The organism is Azospirillaceae bacterium (assembly GCA_028283825.1).
Lineage (GTDB): Bacteria > Pseudomonadota > Alphaproteobacteria > Azospirillales > Azospirillaceae > Nitrospirillum.
In genome coordinates, this window is the sequence record JAPWJW010000003.1 from 878,776 (window position 1) to 895,866 (window position 17,091).

14 protein-coding genes are annotated in these 17,091 nt (G+C 69.2%); 3 read left to right on the forward strand and 11 right to left on the reverse strand.

The window, feature by feature from the left end:
- Positions 1-39 precede the first annotated feature (39 nt).
- The 3 genes from PW843_16040 to PW843_16050 all read left to right on the forward strand — a co-directional run bounded on the left by PW843_16040 (position 40) and on the right by PW843_16050 (position 1,734).
- Positions 40-396, forward strand: a complete 357-nt coding sequence (locus PW843_16040; protein ID MDE1148111.1) for a flagellar biosynthetic protein FliO — start codon at positions 40-42, stop codon at positions 394-396.
- Positions 393-1,181 carry a flagellar type III secretion system pore protein FliP gene (gene fliP / locus PW843_16045; protein ID MDE1148112.1) on the forward strand — a complete coding sequence of 263 codons (789 nt, stop codon included), beginning with the start codon at positions 393-395 and terminating at the stop codon, positions 1,179-1,181. The genes PW843_16040 and fliP overlap by 4 nt, the downstream gene beginning before the upstream one ends.
- Positions 1,182-1,293: 112 nt before the next feature.
- The gene (locus PW843_16050; protein ID MDE1148113.1) at positions 1,294-1,734 is read left to right on the forward strand and encodes a hypothetical protein; all 441 of its coding nucleotides are present in this window, start codon (positions 1,294-1,296) and stop codon (positions 1,732-1,734) included.
- 9 nt (positions 1,735-1,743) lie between these two features.
- On the opposite strand, the gene PW843_16055 is transcribed toward PW843_16050, so the two are convergent.
- The 11 genes from PW843_16055 to PW843_16105 form a co-directional block, all read right to left on the reverse strand.
- Positions 1,744-5,559: a hypothetical protein gene (locus PW843_16055; protein ID MDE1148114.1), complete on the reverse strand. Its 3,816-nt coding sequence runs from the start codon at positions 5,557-5,559 to the stop codon at positions 1,744-1,746.
- Positions 5,556-6,293, reverse strand: a complete 738-nt coding sequence (locus tag PW843_16060) for a flagellar motor protein MotB (GenBank protein MDE1148115.1) — start codon at positions 6,291-6,293, stop codon at positions 5,556-5,558. The genes PW843_16055 and PW843_16060 overlap by 4 nt, the downstream gene beginning before the upstream one ends.
- Positions 6,290-6,946, reverse strand: a complete 657-nt coding sequence (locus tag PW843_16065) for a hypothetical protein (protein ID MDE1148116.1) — start codon at positions 6,944-6,946, stop codon at positions 6,290-6,292. Before PW843_16065 ends, PW843_16060 begins: the two co-directional genes overlap by 4 nt.
- A gap of 101 nt (positions 6,947-7,047) precedes the next feature.
- Positions 7,048-7,710, reverse strand: a complete 663-nt coding sequence (locus tag PW843_16070) for a protein phosphatase CheZ (protein ID MDE1148117.1) — start codon at positions 7,708-7,710, stop codon at positions 7,048-7,050.
- 75 nt (positions 7,711-7,785) lie between these two features.
- Complete coding sequence (locus tag PW843_16075) at positions 7,786-8,511, reverse strand: hypothetical protein (protein MDE1148118.1); 726 nt, start codon at positions 8,509-8,511, stop codon at positions 7,786-7,788.
- 143 nt (positions 8,512-8,654) lie between these two features.
- A complete protein-coding gene (locus PW843_16080; GenBank protein MDE1148119.1) occupies positions 8,655-9,518 on the reverse strand; it encodes a DUF6468 domain-containing protein in 864 nt (287 codons plus the stop codon).
- The gene (gene fliM / locus PW843_16085) at positions 9,515-10,594 is read right to left on the reverse strand and encodes a flagellar motor switch protein FliM (protein ID MDE1148120.1); all 1,080 of its coding nucleotides are present in this window, start codon (positions 10,592-10,594) and stop codon (positions 9,515-9,517) included. The genes PW843_16080 and fliM overlap by 4 nt, the downstream gene beginning before the upstream one ends.
- A 287-nt stretch (positions 10,595-10,881) precedes the next feature.
- Complete coding sequence (locus tag PW843_16090) at positions 10,882-11,418, reverse strand: flagellar basal body-associated FliL family protein (GenBank protein MDE1148121.1); 537 nt, start codon at positions 11,416-11,418, stop codon at positions 10,882-10,884.
- A gap of 191 nt (positions 11,419-11,609) precedes the next feature.
- Entirely contained in the window at positions 11,610-13,007 is a 1,398-nt protein-coding gene (locus PW843_16095; protein MDE1148122.1) for an NAD(P)/FAD-dependent oxidoreductase, read from the reverse strand.
- A gap of 160 nt (positions 13,008-13,167) precedes the next feature.
- Positions 13,168-14,781, reverse strand: coding sequence for a peptide chain release factor 3 (locus PW843_16100; GenBank protein ID MDE1148123.1), 1,614 nt, complete (start codon positions 14,779-14,781; stop codon positions 13,168-13,170).
- An 81-nt stretch (positions 14,782-14,862) separates the two neighbouring features.
- Positions 14,863-16,584: a DEAD/DEAH box helicase gene (locus PW843_16105; protein MDE1148124.1), complete on the reverse strand. Its 1,722-nt coding sequence runs from the start codon at positions 16,582-16,584 to the stop codon at positions 14,863-14,865.
- Positions 16,585-17,091: the final 507 nt, after the last annotated feature.

Here is a 17,091-nt window from a genome sequence, read left to right on the forward strand (position 1 = left end):
GCCCGTTCCGGTTTCCCTGGAAGAAAAAACACCGCCCTCATGAATTCCGCTGCCTATTACGTCTACGCCGTGCTGATGCTGGCCCTGGTGCTGGGCTTCATCCTGGTCACCGGTTGGCTGGTCCGCCGGTTCGGGGGTGGCGCGCTGCTGCGCCTGCAAGGCCGCTCGGAACGCCGCCTGGGGGTGGTGGAGGCCATGGCGCTGGACCCACGCCGCCGCCTGGTGCTGATCCGGCGTGATGGGGCGGAGCACTTGCTTTTGCTGGGCGGCACCCAGGACCTGCACCTGGAAGGTCCCATATGGCCGAACCGGCCAGCCACCCCAGTGCCCAGTTTCGAAACCGTCCTGAACGAGGCCGCCGCCCCGTCGGCACCCGCCCGGGGACCCGAGTTATGACGACACCCGTTCCCGCCCCCGTTCCCAGGCCGCAATCGCGCCTGTTCCGCTGGGGCACGCCGCTGCTGGCCGTGCTGCTGACGGTGGCCGCCTGCCTGTTGGCCCAGGGCGCCTATGCCCAAAGCCTGAACCTGGATCTGGGCTCCTCAGGCGGCAGTTCCACCAACCGCATCATCCAGCTGGTGGTGCTGATGACGGTGCTGTCGGTGGCGCCCAGCCTGCTGGTGATGATGACCTGCTTCGTGCGCATCATCATCGTGCTGGGTTTCCTGCGCTCCGCCATGGGCACGCAGCAGGTGCCGCCCAACCAGGTGATGCTGAGCCTGGCGATGTTCCTCACCTTCTTCATCATGGCGCCGACCTTCCAGGCCTCCTACGACGCCGGCATCAAGCCCATGATCGATGAGCAGGTGGATGAACTGACGGGCCTGAAGGCGGCCGTCGTGCCCTTCCAGGAATTCATGCTGAAGCACACGCGCGACCGCGACCTTCAGCTGTTCGTCGATATCGCCAAGATCGACAAGGTGACCACACCCCAGGCCCTGCCCATCCAGGTGGTCATCCCGGCCTTCATGATCTCGGAACTCAAGCGCTCGTTCGAGATCGGCTTCCTGGTGTTCGTGCCCTTCCTGGTCATCGACATGGTGGTGTCGTCGGTGCTGCAGTCCATGGGCATGATGATGCTGCCCCCGGCCATGATCTCATTGCCGTTCAAGATCATCTTCTTCGTGCTGGTGGACGGCTGGTACCTGATCGTCGGCAGCCTGGTGAAGAGTTTCGGGTAGGAAGGCGCCCACCCGAGGCAGTTTGCCGCTGTACGTCAGGAGGCTTCAGGGATCTAAGTTCATTGCGGGCGTTTCACCGACGCCCCACCACACGAGCCCCGAGTGAGGGAAGATGAAAAAGACTCTGATCAGCAGCGTGCTCGCTCTGTCCACCCTGGCCATCGCCGCCGGCGCCGCCGCCGAACCGATACCGCAGTGCCCCAAGACCCTGCCGGTTACCGAGACGGTCAAGGACGTGCCGTCCGGCTTCAAGGCCTATCAGGACGACAACCCGCCCAAGGCGCCGGATGGCAGCCCCATGCCCCTGCCGCTGGTCGCCATCCTGTTCTGGAATGGGGAGCCCAACGGCCAACCACCCCTGCCCCCGGCCGGCCAGACCCGTGCCGCCCTGACCTGGAAATTCACCCCGGCGCAGACCCAGAACCTGTGGATGGCCTGCGCCTATGACGCGACCGCCATCATGATCGCGTCCAAAATGCCGACCACCATCGGCAGCTGTACGGTGACGCTAACGCCCGATGGCCACATGGCCACCGGCGTCAGCTGCCAGTAAACCCGTTTCTTATCGTGGACGCTTCGCCGCCCCGCCAGCTGGCGCGGGCGGTGAAGCGGCGGGTTGAGCCGCTGGCTGGCCGCCGGCCGGCGCCGGCGTGGCGCTGGGCGCGCCCGCCCCTCCCGGCGCAGCGGGCACCGTCGGCGCCCCTTCCCCGGCCGGAGCGGCGGCGGGGGCTTCGCCGGGCACGGTGGCGCCCTGGGTCTGACGGGTGCGGTAGCTGTCCAGGAAGCCCTTGAACAGGTCGATTTCCTTGACCTGGTTCTGGATGGTGGCGGTGTCCAGCAGGCCGTTGGCCTCCGTCGGGCGGGTCATCACCTGGAACATGTTGGCATCCGGCCCCTTATCCATGGCCGGACCGAAATCGGCGCGCAGCTTCTGCAAACCCGTGATGTCCTGGGCCAACGACAGGGCCACGGCCCGGTTCACCACCAGGCGCGAGGTGTTGGCGTCGATGATGCCCGGCGCGCCATTGGGCCCGGCTGCGGGCGGCGGGCCGATGACATCGGCCAGGGCCTGGGCCGCCAGGGGCCACTGCTTGGCGTGCCAGGCGATGTCGATGCGCATCAGGTTGGCCGGGCGCGTGTGATCGGCCGCCAGCAAGGCCACCGCCTCCGGCCCCTTGTCCTGGCGGGACAGGGCGCGGGCGCGCAGCAGGCGCCGTTCCGCCGCCATGGCGTCGGGAATGCCCGGCACCTCCGACTGGTCCAACGCCGTCAGCGCCTTGTCCGGCTGGTTGTTCAGCAGGCGGATCGCGGCCTCGCGCGTGCCGACCTGGGCCTTCTGTTCCCCTTGCAGGCGATACTGCACCTGTCGGTCCAGCAGTTCGGCGGCCCGGTCCAGCAGATCCACCTCCACCAGCCGCTCGGCCAGGACGCGGATGACGGTGTCGCCGTCGGCACCGGGGGGCGTCAGTTCCTTGTACTGCTCATACAGGGACAGGGCTTCCAGCGGCGACATCTTGTCGGCGCCGTTGTGCACGAACAGGCCGGTGAAGACGTCGGTCATCTGCTTGGTGATCTGCGGCGCCTCGGGACTGTTGGGGAACAGGGTCACCGCGCGCTTCATGGTGTCGAAGGCCTGGGGATATTCCTCCGCCTTGACGTGCAGGTCGGCCAGGTGCCGCAGGATGTGCAGTTCCAGATCGTCGCCCGTCCAGGCGAAACGCATCTTTTCCATCTGTTCCGCCGCCTTGGCGGGCGTCAGCTTGCCGGCGGCCAGTTCCTCATCCACCAGGGCCATGCGCGCCTTGGTGCGGTAGAGGCGGTCCGTCCCCTCCGTCGCCTGGTGGTAGGCCTCGATCGCCTTGTCATGCTCCCCGGCCAGGCGCGCCGCCTCGCCCCGCATGAACTGCACGGCCGTCTCGGCGGGCCCCTTCAGGGCGCCGCGCTTGGTCAGGCGGTCCAGCAGGCCATTGGCCGTCTCCACGTCCCCCTTGGCCAGCGCCGCCTCGGCCGCCGCCAGGTTGAACTTGGTGTTGAACGGCTCCGGATATGTCCGCAGCAGGTCCTTGCGGCTCTGAAACAGCTTGTTGGCGGTGTCGTCGTCGCCGGTGTTGTGGGCGGCGTAGGCGCGCCACAGCGCCACGTCCGGCTCATTCTGCAAGGCCGGGGCGGACAGATCGTCCAGCCCGTCCTTGTCATCGCCGGTCAGGATGCGGGCGGTGCCGCGCACGGCCGCGAACTCGGCCCGCTTTTCCAGGTCGGGCTGATCCTTGCGCGCCATTTCCAGCAGGCCCAGCGCCTCATGCCCAAAGCCGTTGCCGGCATAGAAGCGCGCCAGATCCATGCGTAGCTTGGGCCGGTCGTCCGGCGCCGCCGACGCGACCTCGTTCATCACCTGCTGGCGCCCCTGGATGAAGGCGTTGGTGGCCCCCTTGGGCGCCACCTGGGTCCAATGCTGGAAATCGAAGAAGCGGTCGGGCTCCGCCACCGGAGGGGGCGGCGTGGCGGACGCGATGTCGGAGGCGGGCGACAGGCGCAGGCCGCCGGGCACCGTCAGTTCCGCCCCCTCCTTCGCCGGCTGGACCAGCAGCCGCTCATCGATGGGGCGGATGACGACACCCTGTGCCGTGGGCAGGAACTGCGCCTCGGCATAACCCATCGCCGTCGGCGTACCCTGGGGCGCCGGGCTCATGGGAATGACCTTGAGCGTGTCACCCACCACCGGGTCGGTGAAGGTGAAGACCTTCACCGGCGTCGGCGTCTTCACCACTAGGCGCGGTCCCAATGCGAAGTCGGGATCGCTGGTCACCGGCACGGCCGGCGGACGTGGCGCCGGCACATGATCGAAGGTGATGCGATAGCCCGTGCCCTCGCTGGCCACCCGCGCCTCCAGCACCGTGGGCGCCGGCAGGCGGTAGCCCGAGCCGTTGGGGAAGGTCACCGGCTCCACCTGGCCCAGGAAGGCCTGCTGCGCGCCCGAGGTGGGCGCGGTGGTTGCCGGTACGGCCCGGTCGAACAGCACGTACAGCCAGCCGGCACGTGCGTACACCGCCACCGCCGCCGGCCCGCCTGGGTCGAACAGCAGCGATGGGCCGGGTGCGGCCGGCGTATCGCCTGCCGCAGGATCGGCCGGTGCTGCCGCGGGGGCGGCTGTTGGCGCGCCTTCGGGCACGGTCGTGACATTGGGCCGGGGCGCGGCGGCCGGCGGCGGCGCCACATCGTGCTTGCCAGCGTCGGCCGTCTTGGTTTCCGCCGGTTTGGTTTCGGGGGGCTTGATTTCAACCGGCTTGCCGCCCGCCTTGCCCTCAACGGGCTTGGTTTCAGCGGGCTTGGCCTCGGGGGGGGCTTCCGCCAGCTTACCTTCGGCCCCCTTGGCCTCGGGCGCCTTGGCTTCAGCGGCCTTGGGCGCCGGGGCAGGGCTTTCGCCGCCCTTGCCGTCCGGCGCCTTTCCGGCGGCGGCCTTCGCCGCAGCGGCTTCCTTGGCGGCGGCGGCCTCCTTTGCCGCCGCCTCCCGGGCGGCGACCTGCTGCGGCATCTGGTAGAGGGGCGGCCCCTCCTTCGCGGCGCGCGGATCGGCGGCCGGCGCCGTCACCGACGGCGGGCCGGCGCTGGTCGCCGGCGCGGGAGCCGTTGCGGCCGCGCCCTCCGGTTTACCCGCGGGGGGCTTGCCACCAGCCGTCTTATCCGGCGTGGGCTTATCAGCGGGGGCCTTGCCGCCCTCGGCAGGTTTGACCGGCGTCGTATCCCCTTTTCCGGCCTCCGGTTTCGCCGGCGGCTGGCCGGCCGCGGCCTTGGGGGCATCGCCCTTGTTTTCCGGCGTCGCGGCCGCCGGCGCGCCGGGCTTGCCATCACCCACATCGATGACGACCTTGTCGCCCGAGCGCGACTGTTCCACCGTGGCGTTGGGGGCCAGGGTCATGGCGATGGTCAGGCCGGGGCCGCCCGCCACCTCCTCCAGCTTGGAAACGCGGGGCACATCGGCCTTGCGGGCCGCCCCCAGTTCGGCCTTGGCCGGCTTGTCGAAATGGATCAGCAGCCGGTCGCCATCGCGTTCCAGCGTCGCCTTGACCGGACTGTTCCAGTCGAACACCAGGCGGCTGCGCCCAGGATGCGTGCCGGCGCGCACCGTGACGTTGGGCAGGGCCGGTGCCGCCTTTTCCGGCGCCGATGGCTTGTCGGCAGCCGGTTTCTCAGCCGCAGGTTTGTCAGCCGCCGGTGTCGCGGTCGTCGGTTTCTCGGCGCCTGGCTTTTCAGGCGCGGCGGCCGGTTGTTCCGCCGGCGTCGCGGGCTTTTCCTGGGCGAAGGCGCCAGGGCTCCCCAGGGCCAGGACGGCCACCAGGGCGAGATGGGGCAGGAAGGGAAAACGCGGACGGACGGTCATGGCTGGGCCTTTCCGTCCCGGGCGGCATGCTCACGGACGACGATGTCCACCCGGCGTTCGCGGCGGCGCGCGTCCTTGTCACCGGCCTGCATGGCGCCTTGGGGGCCGGTATCGTCGGCCTGGCCGCGCACGGTGATGGGCTCGGCATAACCGGCGCGGGCCAGCGCCAGGGCGATGGTGCGGCCGCGCGCCAGCGACAGTTCCCAATTGGACGGATATGTGGAATTGGCGATGAGTGCGGGGTCGGTATGGCCCACCACCTCCACCGCGTTGGCGACGTTGCTGACCACGCCGCCCAGGGCGAACAGCACGGCGGAGCCCGCCGATGACAGGGTGGTGGAACCGGGGGCGAACAGCATTTCCTCCGGCAGGGCGGCGATCAGCCGGTCACCGGCGCGCGTGACGCGGATGGCCGCCAGCGCCGGGTCGGTACCCATCTGGGTTTCCAGCACGCGGCCCAGATATCCCAGGTCGGTGGCCCGGCCCCGGTCCAGATTGCCGTTGCCGTGCTGTTCGGTGGGCGCGCCGCCGAACAGGGCCTGCAACACCCGGTCGCGCTGCACGTCCGGCTCGGTCATCCCATACAGCATGACGAAGAACGACAGCATCAGGCAGACGAAATCGGTGAAGGAGATCAGCCAGATGCGCTTGGGCGGCGCGGAGACCCGCGCCAGCGCCGGCAGGAAGCCGGGCAGCGGGGCCGGCAGGAAATCGGCATCACGGTCGGAAGTCATGGCCGCGGCTCCCCACTGGCGGGAAGCGTGGCGTCGTCCGCACGCCGCACCGGGATGGCCGGCGGCGCCCGGGTATCGCGCACCCGGGCGCGGAACAGGAACCGCACCTTGTCGGCCCCGCCGCTTTCCACCCCGACGGTCATGGCCGACACCGGCACCCCGGCGGAAACCAGGGTACGGGCCATGGCACCGGCCTGCAGCACCGGCAGGTCCGCACCGGCCTTGCCGCCGTCGCCCACCAGGAATTCCAGGCCGATCTCCACCCCATACTCCTCATCCGGGCTCAAGGCCTCGGCCATCTGGTGCCATACGCCCTCGCGCCCCGGCAGGACGGAAACGGCGGTGGCTCCGCCCTCACCCGGCGTCACGGCGAACAGGCTGCCGGCCGGCATGGTGGCGACCAGGGTGCCGCCCTTGCCGCCCTTGTCGATGACAACGTCCGGCATCACGGCCACCAGCCGCTTGCCGACGGCGCCCAGCCGTTCATCCGCCCGGGCCAATGCCGCCTGCGCCTCAGGTCCCGGCAGCACGGTGACGCCGAAGGCGTCCTGGACCCCCTGGATCACGGCGTCGAACCTGCGATGTTCGAACGTGGACAGCGAGGTAAGCAGGATAAAAAAGGCCAGCAGCAGGAAAAACACGGACAGATACAAGACGAAGACCCCGCCCTCTTCCTGGACGATCCTGCCCCCCCCGAAACCGAGCCTACCCAAGGGCCCGGGCCTTGATGCCCCTGCCGTCATGGCCGCCAGCGTCAGTCAAAGCTGGCGAGCAGGCGGTCGATCTCATCCTGGTCGATGGCGCGGCCGGGAAGCTGCGGACCGTGCAGCAGGAAATCGTCGTCGCTGGCGCCGCCGGCCTGGGTGTCGGCCGCAGGCGGACCGTCGGGATGACGGCGCTGCACATTCTCGCCGAAGGCGACCAGCATGGCCTCCACCTTCGCCTCGATGTGCTTCAGGGCCCGCACCACCTTGCTGATGCGCTGGCCGGTGATGTCCTGGAAGTTGCAGGCCTCATAGATGCCGGTGGTGATGTCCATGATCTTGGACGAAACCTCGGGCGTCACGTCACCGGCCATGCCCATCAGCTGGTCGCAGGCATCCATGATGCGGTTGGTCGCGTCCTCGGTGGCGCCCACCACGGCGTCCAGTTCATCCGTCGCCCGCGGAATGTGTTCGGCGTGGATGTCGCTGGGCTGCAGCGCCGCGATTTCCTTCTTGGCGTTATGGATGAAACGGGCCAACCCCTCCAGCTCGCCATACAGCTTGATGTCGTGCTGGTTGACGTCACCGCCCATCGAGGCAACGACGGTGGACACGATCTGGGCCACCTCTTCCCGCGACAGCGGCTGGCGGGCCTGGGTGCGGGCGGCGTCCAGCCGGTCCTGCAGGATCGGGTCGGCGGCGGGGCGGATCATGGCTGCTCTCGTCTCGTCTCATAAGGCCCGGCCGGGGCCGGAGGCGGGTTCAGTGGAACGGGGCGACGGACGCCCCTATTGCGGCACGGTGGGGATACGCTTGCGCTCGGCCAGCATGGTGGTCACCTGCTCCGCCCGCTTGGGCGTCATGGCGGCCAGCACGGGCGCTGTCTTGGCTTCCTTCATGCGGCTGATGACGTTCAGCAGCACCTTGTCGTCCATGGCCTCGAAAATGCGGGCGGCATCGACCGGCTTCATGGCCTCATAAATCTTGACCAGGCTGTCCAGCTGCGCCGCCTGATCGGCGTTGACCTGGTTGACCAGGCCGTCCAGCTGCTTTTTCAGCGCCTGCATCTCCGCCAGCTTCTGGTCCAGGCGCTGGGTCGCCACCTGCAGCATGGCCTCGCGCTGGTCCAGGTCGCGCTCACGTCCGTCCAGCGCCTCGCGCCGTTCGGCCAGGCGCTGCAGCAGTTCCACATCCTTGGGCGTGAAGCTCTGCCCATCGGTCGGGCTGCCCGACGGTTCGGGCTTGCCACCCGTTGCCTGGCCTCCTTCAGCCTTACCGCCCTCCGGCGCCTTGGCGTCCGCCGCCGGGGCCTTGCCCTCCGCCGGCTTTGCCGGCGCGGGCGCCGCGGGCGCGTTATTCGCGGGGGTTTGAGCCCTGGCCGCCGGCACGTCCGGCGGGGCGGCGCCCACGGTCAGCGTCCACCACACGTCGCCGGCGCGGGCGCCCAGCAACAGCACGGCGGCGAAGATGGTCGCGGGCAACAGGCGCACGCGCAGGCGGCGCCAAAACGGCACCTTTCCCTTCACCGGGGCGCGGCCCGCCTTGGCGCCCACACCTTGTGCACTTGGCACGCGGGCGCCAGCCGGCCGGGACCGCGCCGCCTGCGGGGCGGCGGCCGGCGCGGTCCTGCCTTGCCGGGGAACCAGAGGATCGGCCGTCATTGCCGCATGTTCTCCAAAGCCTGCAGCAGTTCACGCTCGGCGCGCGAGCGCGCTTCCGGCATCGCCTGCCCACCCTGCTGGCCCGATGGCGACGCACCCTGTTGCGGCCCCGGCTGCTGGCCGGCCCCCTCGCCGTTGGTGGCCAACCGGGCCGGCGCGGCGCGCGGCGCCATGGGCTGCGCGGTGGCACGGGGCTCATCCAGCCCGGACTCGGTGCCGAAGCGGTCGTCAGCCGGCCGGGTGGGGTTCCGGTCGGGACGCGGCGCCCGGTCCGGCGCGCGATCCCCGTTCATGCGATCGGACTCCAGGCGCTCCTGCCCGGCCCGCGCCGCGCGGGGCGCCCGTTCGGCCGCCTGCTCCGCCTCCAGCCGGGCCGGCAGGGACCGGGGTTCCGGCCGCACGCCCTGGGAAACGGCGGCACGACCGTTCATCTGGGACGCGGCCCCGCGCAGGGCCTCGGCCCGCGGCAACTCGCGCGGTTCAGCGCGCCCTTGATCCGAGCGGCCCTGATCCGCACGCCCGGCACCCCGCGCCTGGCCGGCGGCGGCCTCCAGCCGGCCCGCCAGCGCGTCGGCCGTCTGGACGATCAGTTCCAGTTCTTCCTTCATCTTGTCGGAGCGGCCGATCAGATATTGCAGCGCCTCGCCGGATTCGGCGGCGGCCTTGCGCATGCCCTTCACGCCGGCGTCCGCCTGGGCGGTGGCCTCGCTGAATTCCCGCACCAGGGCCTCCATCTCACCCCGGCTGTCGCGCAGCTGGGCGATCTGGCGGTTCAGGCGCCGGGCGTAGACGATGGTGGCGACCAGCAGGCCGCCCACCACCACATCCAAACCCAGGGAGAGTAGCAGGGTCATGCTCATGTCGGCGCGCTCTCCGGCTTGGGCGCCTCACGGTCGATGCGGACGGCGATGTTGCCGCCCTTGCGCCCCATGCGGCCCAGGAACATGGGCACGTCGCCGCACCGCAACTCGATGGTGTCGTCCGGCGCCACGTTCAGCAGCACGCGCGACCCCACCTTCCAGTTCAGCACGTCGTACAGCGACAGCGTGATCTCATCCAGCACCGCCGACAGGTGCACATCGGTCATCCACAGCTCACTGGCCAAGTGGGTTTCCCAGATGCTGTCGCGGCCGAACTTCTCACCCATGAACATCTGCAGCAACAGTTCGCGCACAGGCTCCAGGGTGGCGTAGGGGATCAGCAGTTCCAGCCGGCCGCCGCGATCCTCCATGTCGATGCGCAGCTTCACCAGCACGGCGGCGTTGGCCTGGCGGGCGATGGTGGCGAACCGCGGATTGGTTTCCAGCCGGTCGAAACGGAAGGTCACGGGCGACAGCGGGTCGAACGCCGCCGACAGGTCGGACAGCACCACGTGCACCATGCGCTCCACCAGGTTGCGCTCGATGGTGGTGTAGGGCCGGCCCTCGATGCGCATGGCCGCCGTACCGCGCCGGCCGCCCAGCAGCACGTCCACGATGGAATAGATCAGCGCCGAATCGATGACCATCAGGCCGTAATTGTCCCATTCCTCCGCCTTGCACACGGCCAGCATGGCGGGCAGCGGGATGGAGTTCAGGTAGTCGCCGAAACGCACGGACGAAATCTGGTCCAGGCTCACCTCGACGTTGTCGGAGGTGAAGTTGCGCAAGGAGGTCGACATCATGCGGACAAGGCGGTCGAACACCACCTCCAGCATGGGCAGGCGTTCGTAGTTGACCAGCGCCGAGTTGACCAGCGCCATGATGCCGGAATTGTCGCCGTCGCCGGCGCCATCCTTGTCGAAGCCCAGCAGGCTGTCGATTTCATCCTGGTTCAGGACACGGGTCGCCCCGCCGCCCATGTCGCCGAAGCCACCATCGCCCGCGCCCTCATCCGCCAGGGCCGCCCATTCGGCGGCCATGCGTTCCTCTTCACTCAGCTCCTGCGGATCCGGCATCGATCAGCGCTCCAGCCTCAAATCACGGCCCTGGATCCAGGGACAGAACATCCAGGGACAGCACACGGGCGAAAAACCAAAACCCCCGGTGCGGCGAATGGTTGCGGGACGGGAATTCGCCACCCCGGGCGCAGGATACGCCAACGCCGGGATCATGCACTTACCAGGCCAACCCCTGTCGTCCCGCCGCCGCCGGACCCGGCCCCCTGCCGATCCGTCCCCCAGCGCCGTGACGACACCTAACCCCACCCCAATGATAACAGGCCCCCTTAACGATCAGGGGCATCTTACTGTGATTGTACCAGAATTTCCTCAAACAGCACGTCCCTCACCCGCACCGGGGCGGCGGCCGCATTGACCCGCTGCAGCAATTCCTCGCGCAGGCGGTAGATACCGGCCGACCCCTTCAGGTCGTCCAGACGCAATTCGCGCAGATAGGTCTGGAAGGTGTCGATGATACGCGGCATCGCGGCCGTGAACTTGGGCGTATCCTCGGCCTTGTACAGTTCCACCTGGATTTTCAGCTTCAGGAAAGCCGGTCGGCGTTCATTGGTCTGCAGGTTGATCAGCAGTTCGCCGATGGAGGCGAAGACCGGCGGCGCCTTGGGGTCGTACGCCTCCTCCGCCGGAGCGGGCGTTTCCACCGCTTCTTCAGCCTTCTTCTTTCCCAGAAGGCCATCCAGCAGCCCGCTGAAGATCAGGCCACCGGCGATCAGGGCGATAAGCAGCAGCGGCACGACCACGAACATGACGATCTTTTTGCCGCTGAACTTCTTTCGCGGCAGTTCCTGCTCGCTACCACCATCCGTTTCGATGGCCGTCATGCTACCCCGCAACCCTTGCCACGGACCCGATCCAGGAAGGGCCCACCGTCCCGCCCATTTTTGGGCAGGCTTATATAATCATGAAGGCGTTAACCCTTCCTTTCAACTAAATCGGCGACCGGCGGGCGCCAGCAGGCGTCCATCCTATCCTTCATCGTTTCCAATATCGTTTCGGAACGGTGACGATCCGCCTATGAGGGCAGCGCCAGCACCCGCGCGGCGGCGGCCACGCCGGTCTCATAAGCGCCGGGCAACCAGCCCGGCCAGTTGAGGGAGCAGGCCTCGCCCGCGAAGCACAGCCGGTCGCCGACCGGTTCGGACAAGACGCGCCGTGCCTCAGCGTGCCCCGGCTTGGCCGCGGTCATCGAGCCCAGGGAATAGGGGTCGGCGCCCCAATTGCTGACGTGCCAGGCGGTGGCCTGGCGACGGGTGAGCGAGCCGAAGACATCGGCCACCGCGTCGCGCACCAGGGCCACGGCATCCTGTTCCTTGGCCTGTGCCAGCTGGCGGGCCAGGTCGCCGCCCACGGTGGCGATGGCCAGATCCCGGCCGAAGGGGCGCAGGCACAGATCCAGCACGCGGCCGTCGGCCCGTACCTGGTCCAGCGCGGTGAAGGGATCGCAATCCAGGCTGTCGGGCTTGAAGCCCAGGGCGATGCGGTTGACCAGGCCGGTGGTCAAGCCGCCGAAGGCCGAGCGCACGGTGTCCGGCAGGGGCGGATCGAAGGTCACGCCGCCTGCGGCCAGCACGGCCACCGGGATGGTGATGATGGCGGCATCGGCGCTGACCACGCCCTTGGACGTGGTGACACGCACCCCCGTGCCCGACCAGTCGATCCGGCTGACCGGGCTGGACAGGGTGATCTTGACGTCGCGCGCCATTTCCTTGGCCAGGGAGGCCACGGCGGTGCCGATGCCGCGCGGGAACCACAGCGCCGCCTCCGCATCCGGGCGGCGGGCGGCGTCCAGGCTGGACAGGTCCTTCAGTTCCACGCCGAAGTCCAGCGGCCCCACCAGGGCGGCGGCCAACTGTCCCAGATCGCCCAGATCCGGCACCAGTTCGGCGGCGGAGCGGTCAACCTGCGCCCGGCCCGCGTCCTTCACCGCCCGTTCCAGCCGGTCGATGGCGTCGGCCGATGCCGACGCGGTGTCGGGCTCAACCTCCTGGTCGCCGAAATACAGCAGGTCGTCGGCGCCATCGTCGGGCACCGTCTCCATGCCCCGCTCATCCAGCAGGCGACGCAACGGGTTCTCCGCCGTCGCCTCCAGCGAGCCGCAGCCGATGTCATAGGGAAAGCCGAAGGGGCGGGATTCCGTCCAGGCACGGCCGCCGACACGGGCGCGCGCCTCCAGCACGGTGACCTCGGCCCCCGCCTGGCGCAGGGCGGCGGCGGCGGCCAAACCGGCCAGGCCGGCGCCGATGACCACCACGGTGCGGCCGGGACGGACGGGCGCCGGACGGGCGGCAACCGCCCCCGCGCGCCCGGACAGCAGCGCGCCGGACAGCCCGGTCAGCCACGGGGCCAAAGCCAGCCCGCCGACCAGACCACGCCGCGACAGCAAATCCCGCTTACGGGAATGACCCGCCATCTTAAACGCCCCTCACCGGATGTTCCGGCCATCAGAAGTACCGGCCGCGATGATACCGCCCGCGACCGGCCCCTGTCACCGCGCCATCCGGCCGATGCGCCATTTCGCCCTTATGACGTAAGGGCTTCGCACCCATTTACCAATGGGCGGCATGCCGGAATCACCCCAGCGCGGAGGTGGTGACCGCCCGGTTCTGCTCCCGCGTTTTCTGGAAGCGGATCTCGGGATAGTCCTCCTGCGCGCGATTCAACTGCCAGGCGTTGCGCGCCAGGAACACCAGGGCACCGTCGTGATCCTCCGCCAGGCTGGAACGGTTGCTGTCCAGGAAGGACTTCAGCCGCACCGGGTCGTCGCATTCGATCCAGCGGGCCGAATCGTAGCCGCAGGATTCGAACTTGGCCTTGATGTCGTATTCGGCGTCGATGCGCGCGGCCAGCACTTCGAACTGCAGCGGGCCCACGACGCCAACCACCCAGTCGGCGCCGATCAGCGGCTTGAACACCTGGCTGGCGCCCTCTTCCGCGAAGTGCTCCAGCGCCTTGCGCAGGTGCTTCATCCTCATCGGGTCGTCCAGCTTCACGCGCTGCAACAGTTCCGGCGCGAAGCTGGGCACGCCGGTGTAGCGCAACTCCTCCCCCTCGGTCAGCGTGTCGCCGATGCGCAGCGTGCCGTGGTTGGGAATGCCGATGATGTCGCCGGGGTAGGCGTCCTCCGCCAGTTCCCGGTCACGCGCCAGGAACAGCACGGCGTTGTTGACCGCCAGCAGCTTGCCCGAACGCATGTGCTTCAGCTTCACGCCCCGGCGGAAATGGCCGGAGCACAGGCGGAAGAAGGCGATGCGGTCGCGGTGGTTGGGGTCCATGTTGGCCTGGACCTTGAAGACGAAGCCCGTGACCTTGGGCTCCTCCGGCTGCACCACGCGGCCGTCGGCCTGCTGCGGCCGGGGCGACGGCGCATAGGCCGCCAGGCCCAGCAGCAGCTCGCGCACGCCGAAGTTATTGATGGCGCTGCCGAAGAACACCGGGGTCTGGTGGCCTTCGCGATAGGTTTCCAGGTCGAAGGGCGGGCACAGTTCCCGCACCATCGCCACGTCCTCACGCAGCTTGGCCACCTGGTCGGCGGGCAGCAGTTCGTCCAGCTTGGGATCGTCCAGGCCGTCGCACTGGATGCCCTCGCTGGCGACGTCGCCCTGGCGGCGGTCCAGCAGGACCAGCCGGTCGCGGATCAGGTCGTAGCAGCCGCGGAAATCGGAACCGGAACCGATGGGCCAGGACCCGGGCGTCACCTCCAGCTGCAGGTCGCGCTCCACCTCGTCCATCAGGTCGAAGGGGTCGCGGGCCTCACGGTCCATCTTGTTGATGAAGGTGATGATGGGCACGTTGCGCAGGCGGCAGACCTCAAACAGCTTGCGGGTCTGCGCCTCGATGCCCTTGGCGGCGTCGATGACCATGACCGCGCTGTCGACCGCCGTCAGCGTGCGGTAGGTGTCTTCGGAGAAGTCTTCGTGGCCCGGCGTGTCCACCAGGTTGAAGGTGCGGTCGGCATAGTCGAAGTTCATCACCGACGCGGTGACGGAGATACCGCGTTCCCGTTCCACCTTCATCCAGTCCGACCGGGCACGCCGCTGTTCGCCGCGCGCCTTCACCGCACCCGCCATCTGGATGGCGCCGCCGAACAGCAGCAGCTTTTCCGTCAACGTGGTCTTGCCGGCGTCGGGGTGCGCGATGATCGCGAAGGTCCGGCGGTTATGGACTTCCTGGGGGAGCGCGCTCATGGAACCTGGTGCTTCTGAAACGAAAAGGCCGTCGTGAAACGGGGCCGCCGGTGAGGGCGACCCCGCTTTCAGGATGGATGCTTAATTGGCCGAAGAACGCGGCCGGCGCAAGCCCCCGGCGCCACCGTCGTTCTGCACGCGGGCCGGACGGGGGCCGCCCTGGCCGCCGCCGCCGTTGTTCTGGCCGCGGTGACCTTCGCGGGCCGGCTTGGCGCCGTCCAGCGGATGGTAACCACCGCCGTTGCCGTGGCCCTGGCCACCGCCATGGGCGCGGGCCGGACGGGCCTGGCCGTCACGGGCCGGACCGTCGCGATGCTGGCCCTCGGCACGGGGGCCGCCGAACTTGCCGCCCTTGAAGCCGCCTTCCGGACGATCGCCACGCGGGGCGTCGGCGCGGAAGCCGTCACCACGCGGGCCTTCGCTGCGGAAGCCACCTTCCGGCTTGCCGGCGCCGTAGCCGCCCTGCTTGAAGCCGCCCTTGAAGCCACCACCATTGTTGTGATGACCGCCGAAGGACTTGCGCGGACGGCCGCCGGGCGCACCACCGGGGCCGCCGGCGGGACGCTTGGGCATCTCACGCGGCTCCAGGCCCGGGATCACGTGTTCCACGGCGCGGGTCTGGGTGTAACCCTCAATGCCGCGCACCAGGCCCCATTCATGACGGGTGTACAGGCTGTAGGCGTTGCCGGTGTTGCCGGCGCGGCCGGTGCGGCCGATGCGGTGCACATAGTCCTCGGCCTGGCGCGGCAGGTCGAAGTTGATGACGTGGGTCACGTCCGGCACGTCGATGCCGCGGGCGGCGACGTCGGTCGCCACCAGCAGGCGGACGCGGCCGCTGCGCAGGGCCTGGACCGTGCGGTTGCGTTCCTGCTGGCGCATGTCGCCGTGCAGGGGGGCGGCGGCGTAGCCGGCCTCCGACAGGCTTTCGGCCAGGCGGTCGGCGTCGCGCTTGGTGGCGGCGAAGACGATGCCCTTGTTCATGGCCGGATCGGCCACCAGGTGGGCCAGCAGCTTTTCCTTATGCTCCAGGCCGTCGGCCCGCAGGAAGCGCTGCTCGATGGCGCTGACGTTGACGCTGCCGCCGGCCACGTCAACCCGCTCCGGGTTCTTCAGCAGGTTGCCGGCCAGGCGCACCATGGCCTTGTCCACCGTGGCGGTGAACAGCAGGGTCTGGCGGTCGGCGGGGCAGGCGTTGGCGATCATCTCCACAGGCTCCAGGAAGCCCATGTCCAGCATGCGGTCGGCCTCGTCCAGCACCAGCATCTCGACCGCGGACAGGTCCAGGCGGCCACGCTCCAGATGGTCGATCAGACGGCCGGGGGTGGCGACCACCAGGTCGACCCGGCGGCGCAGCATCTCCAGCTGCTGGCGGTAGGGCATGCCGCCCAGGATGGCCAGCGTGTGGACGCGGCTGTACTTGGAATAGGCGCGGACGGCCTCCATCACCTGGGTGGCCAGCTCACGGGTGGGGGTCAGCACCAGCAGGCGCGGACCGAAGGTCTGCAGGCCCTCGGCGCTCAGCGCACGGGGAGTGGTGGCCATGCGGTGCAGCGCCGGCAGCACGAAGGCCGCGGTCTTGCCGGTGCCGGTGTTGGCGGACGCGATCAGGTCGCGGCCTTCCAGGGCGACGGGGATGGCCCGCTCCTGGATGGGGGTGGGGAACTGGTAGCCGATCTCTTCCAGCGCCTTGGTCAGGGCGGAGGCCAGGCCGAGGTCGGCGAAGGTGGTGCGGCCGTCATTGTTGACGGCGTCGGTGGCCTCAGCGGCGCCCTCAACCGGGGCCACGTCAACGGTATCGATCACTTCATTCTCAACGGAAACGGGGTGTTCCAAGGAACGTTCCTTCACGAAATAAAACAGCGCCGCGCCCCTCCCGCCCGGGAAAGGCACGCGAACAAACAAGCCAACGCGCGGCCGGCCGAATGAACGGCGGCGCGGCATCAGCCGACGAAAGAGCGGCGCAACGGTCGGAACGTGTGGAAAGCCGGACCATTCCGGCAGACACAACCCCGAAAGAAGCGGGGCTATGGAAGCGGTGCAGGCCCCGTACCGTGATGAACCGGCGAACGGAAAGCGACATGCACCAGGGGGCCCCTCGGCCACTCAGGCGGGGCGGACCATACGGGCAACGCCGGCAAAAGCCAAGGTTCCCGTAAGCCCCGGACGCGCAACGCTGTGTGGCGTCCGGCGCACGGGGACTCCTGACGCTCCCTCAATCGCCGGGCGCCAGCATCCGCTGGCTTGGGCTTCCTCGCCTTTCAGTCCGCTGCGCTCCCCAAAAGGCTCCGGCGGCCCCGTCGGGGCCTATGA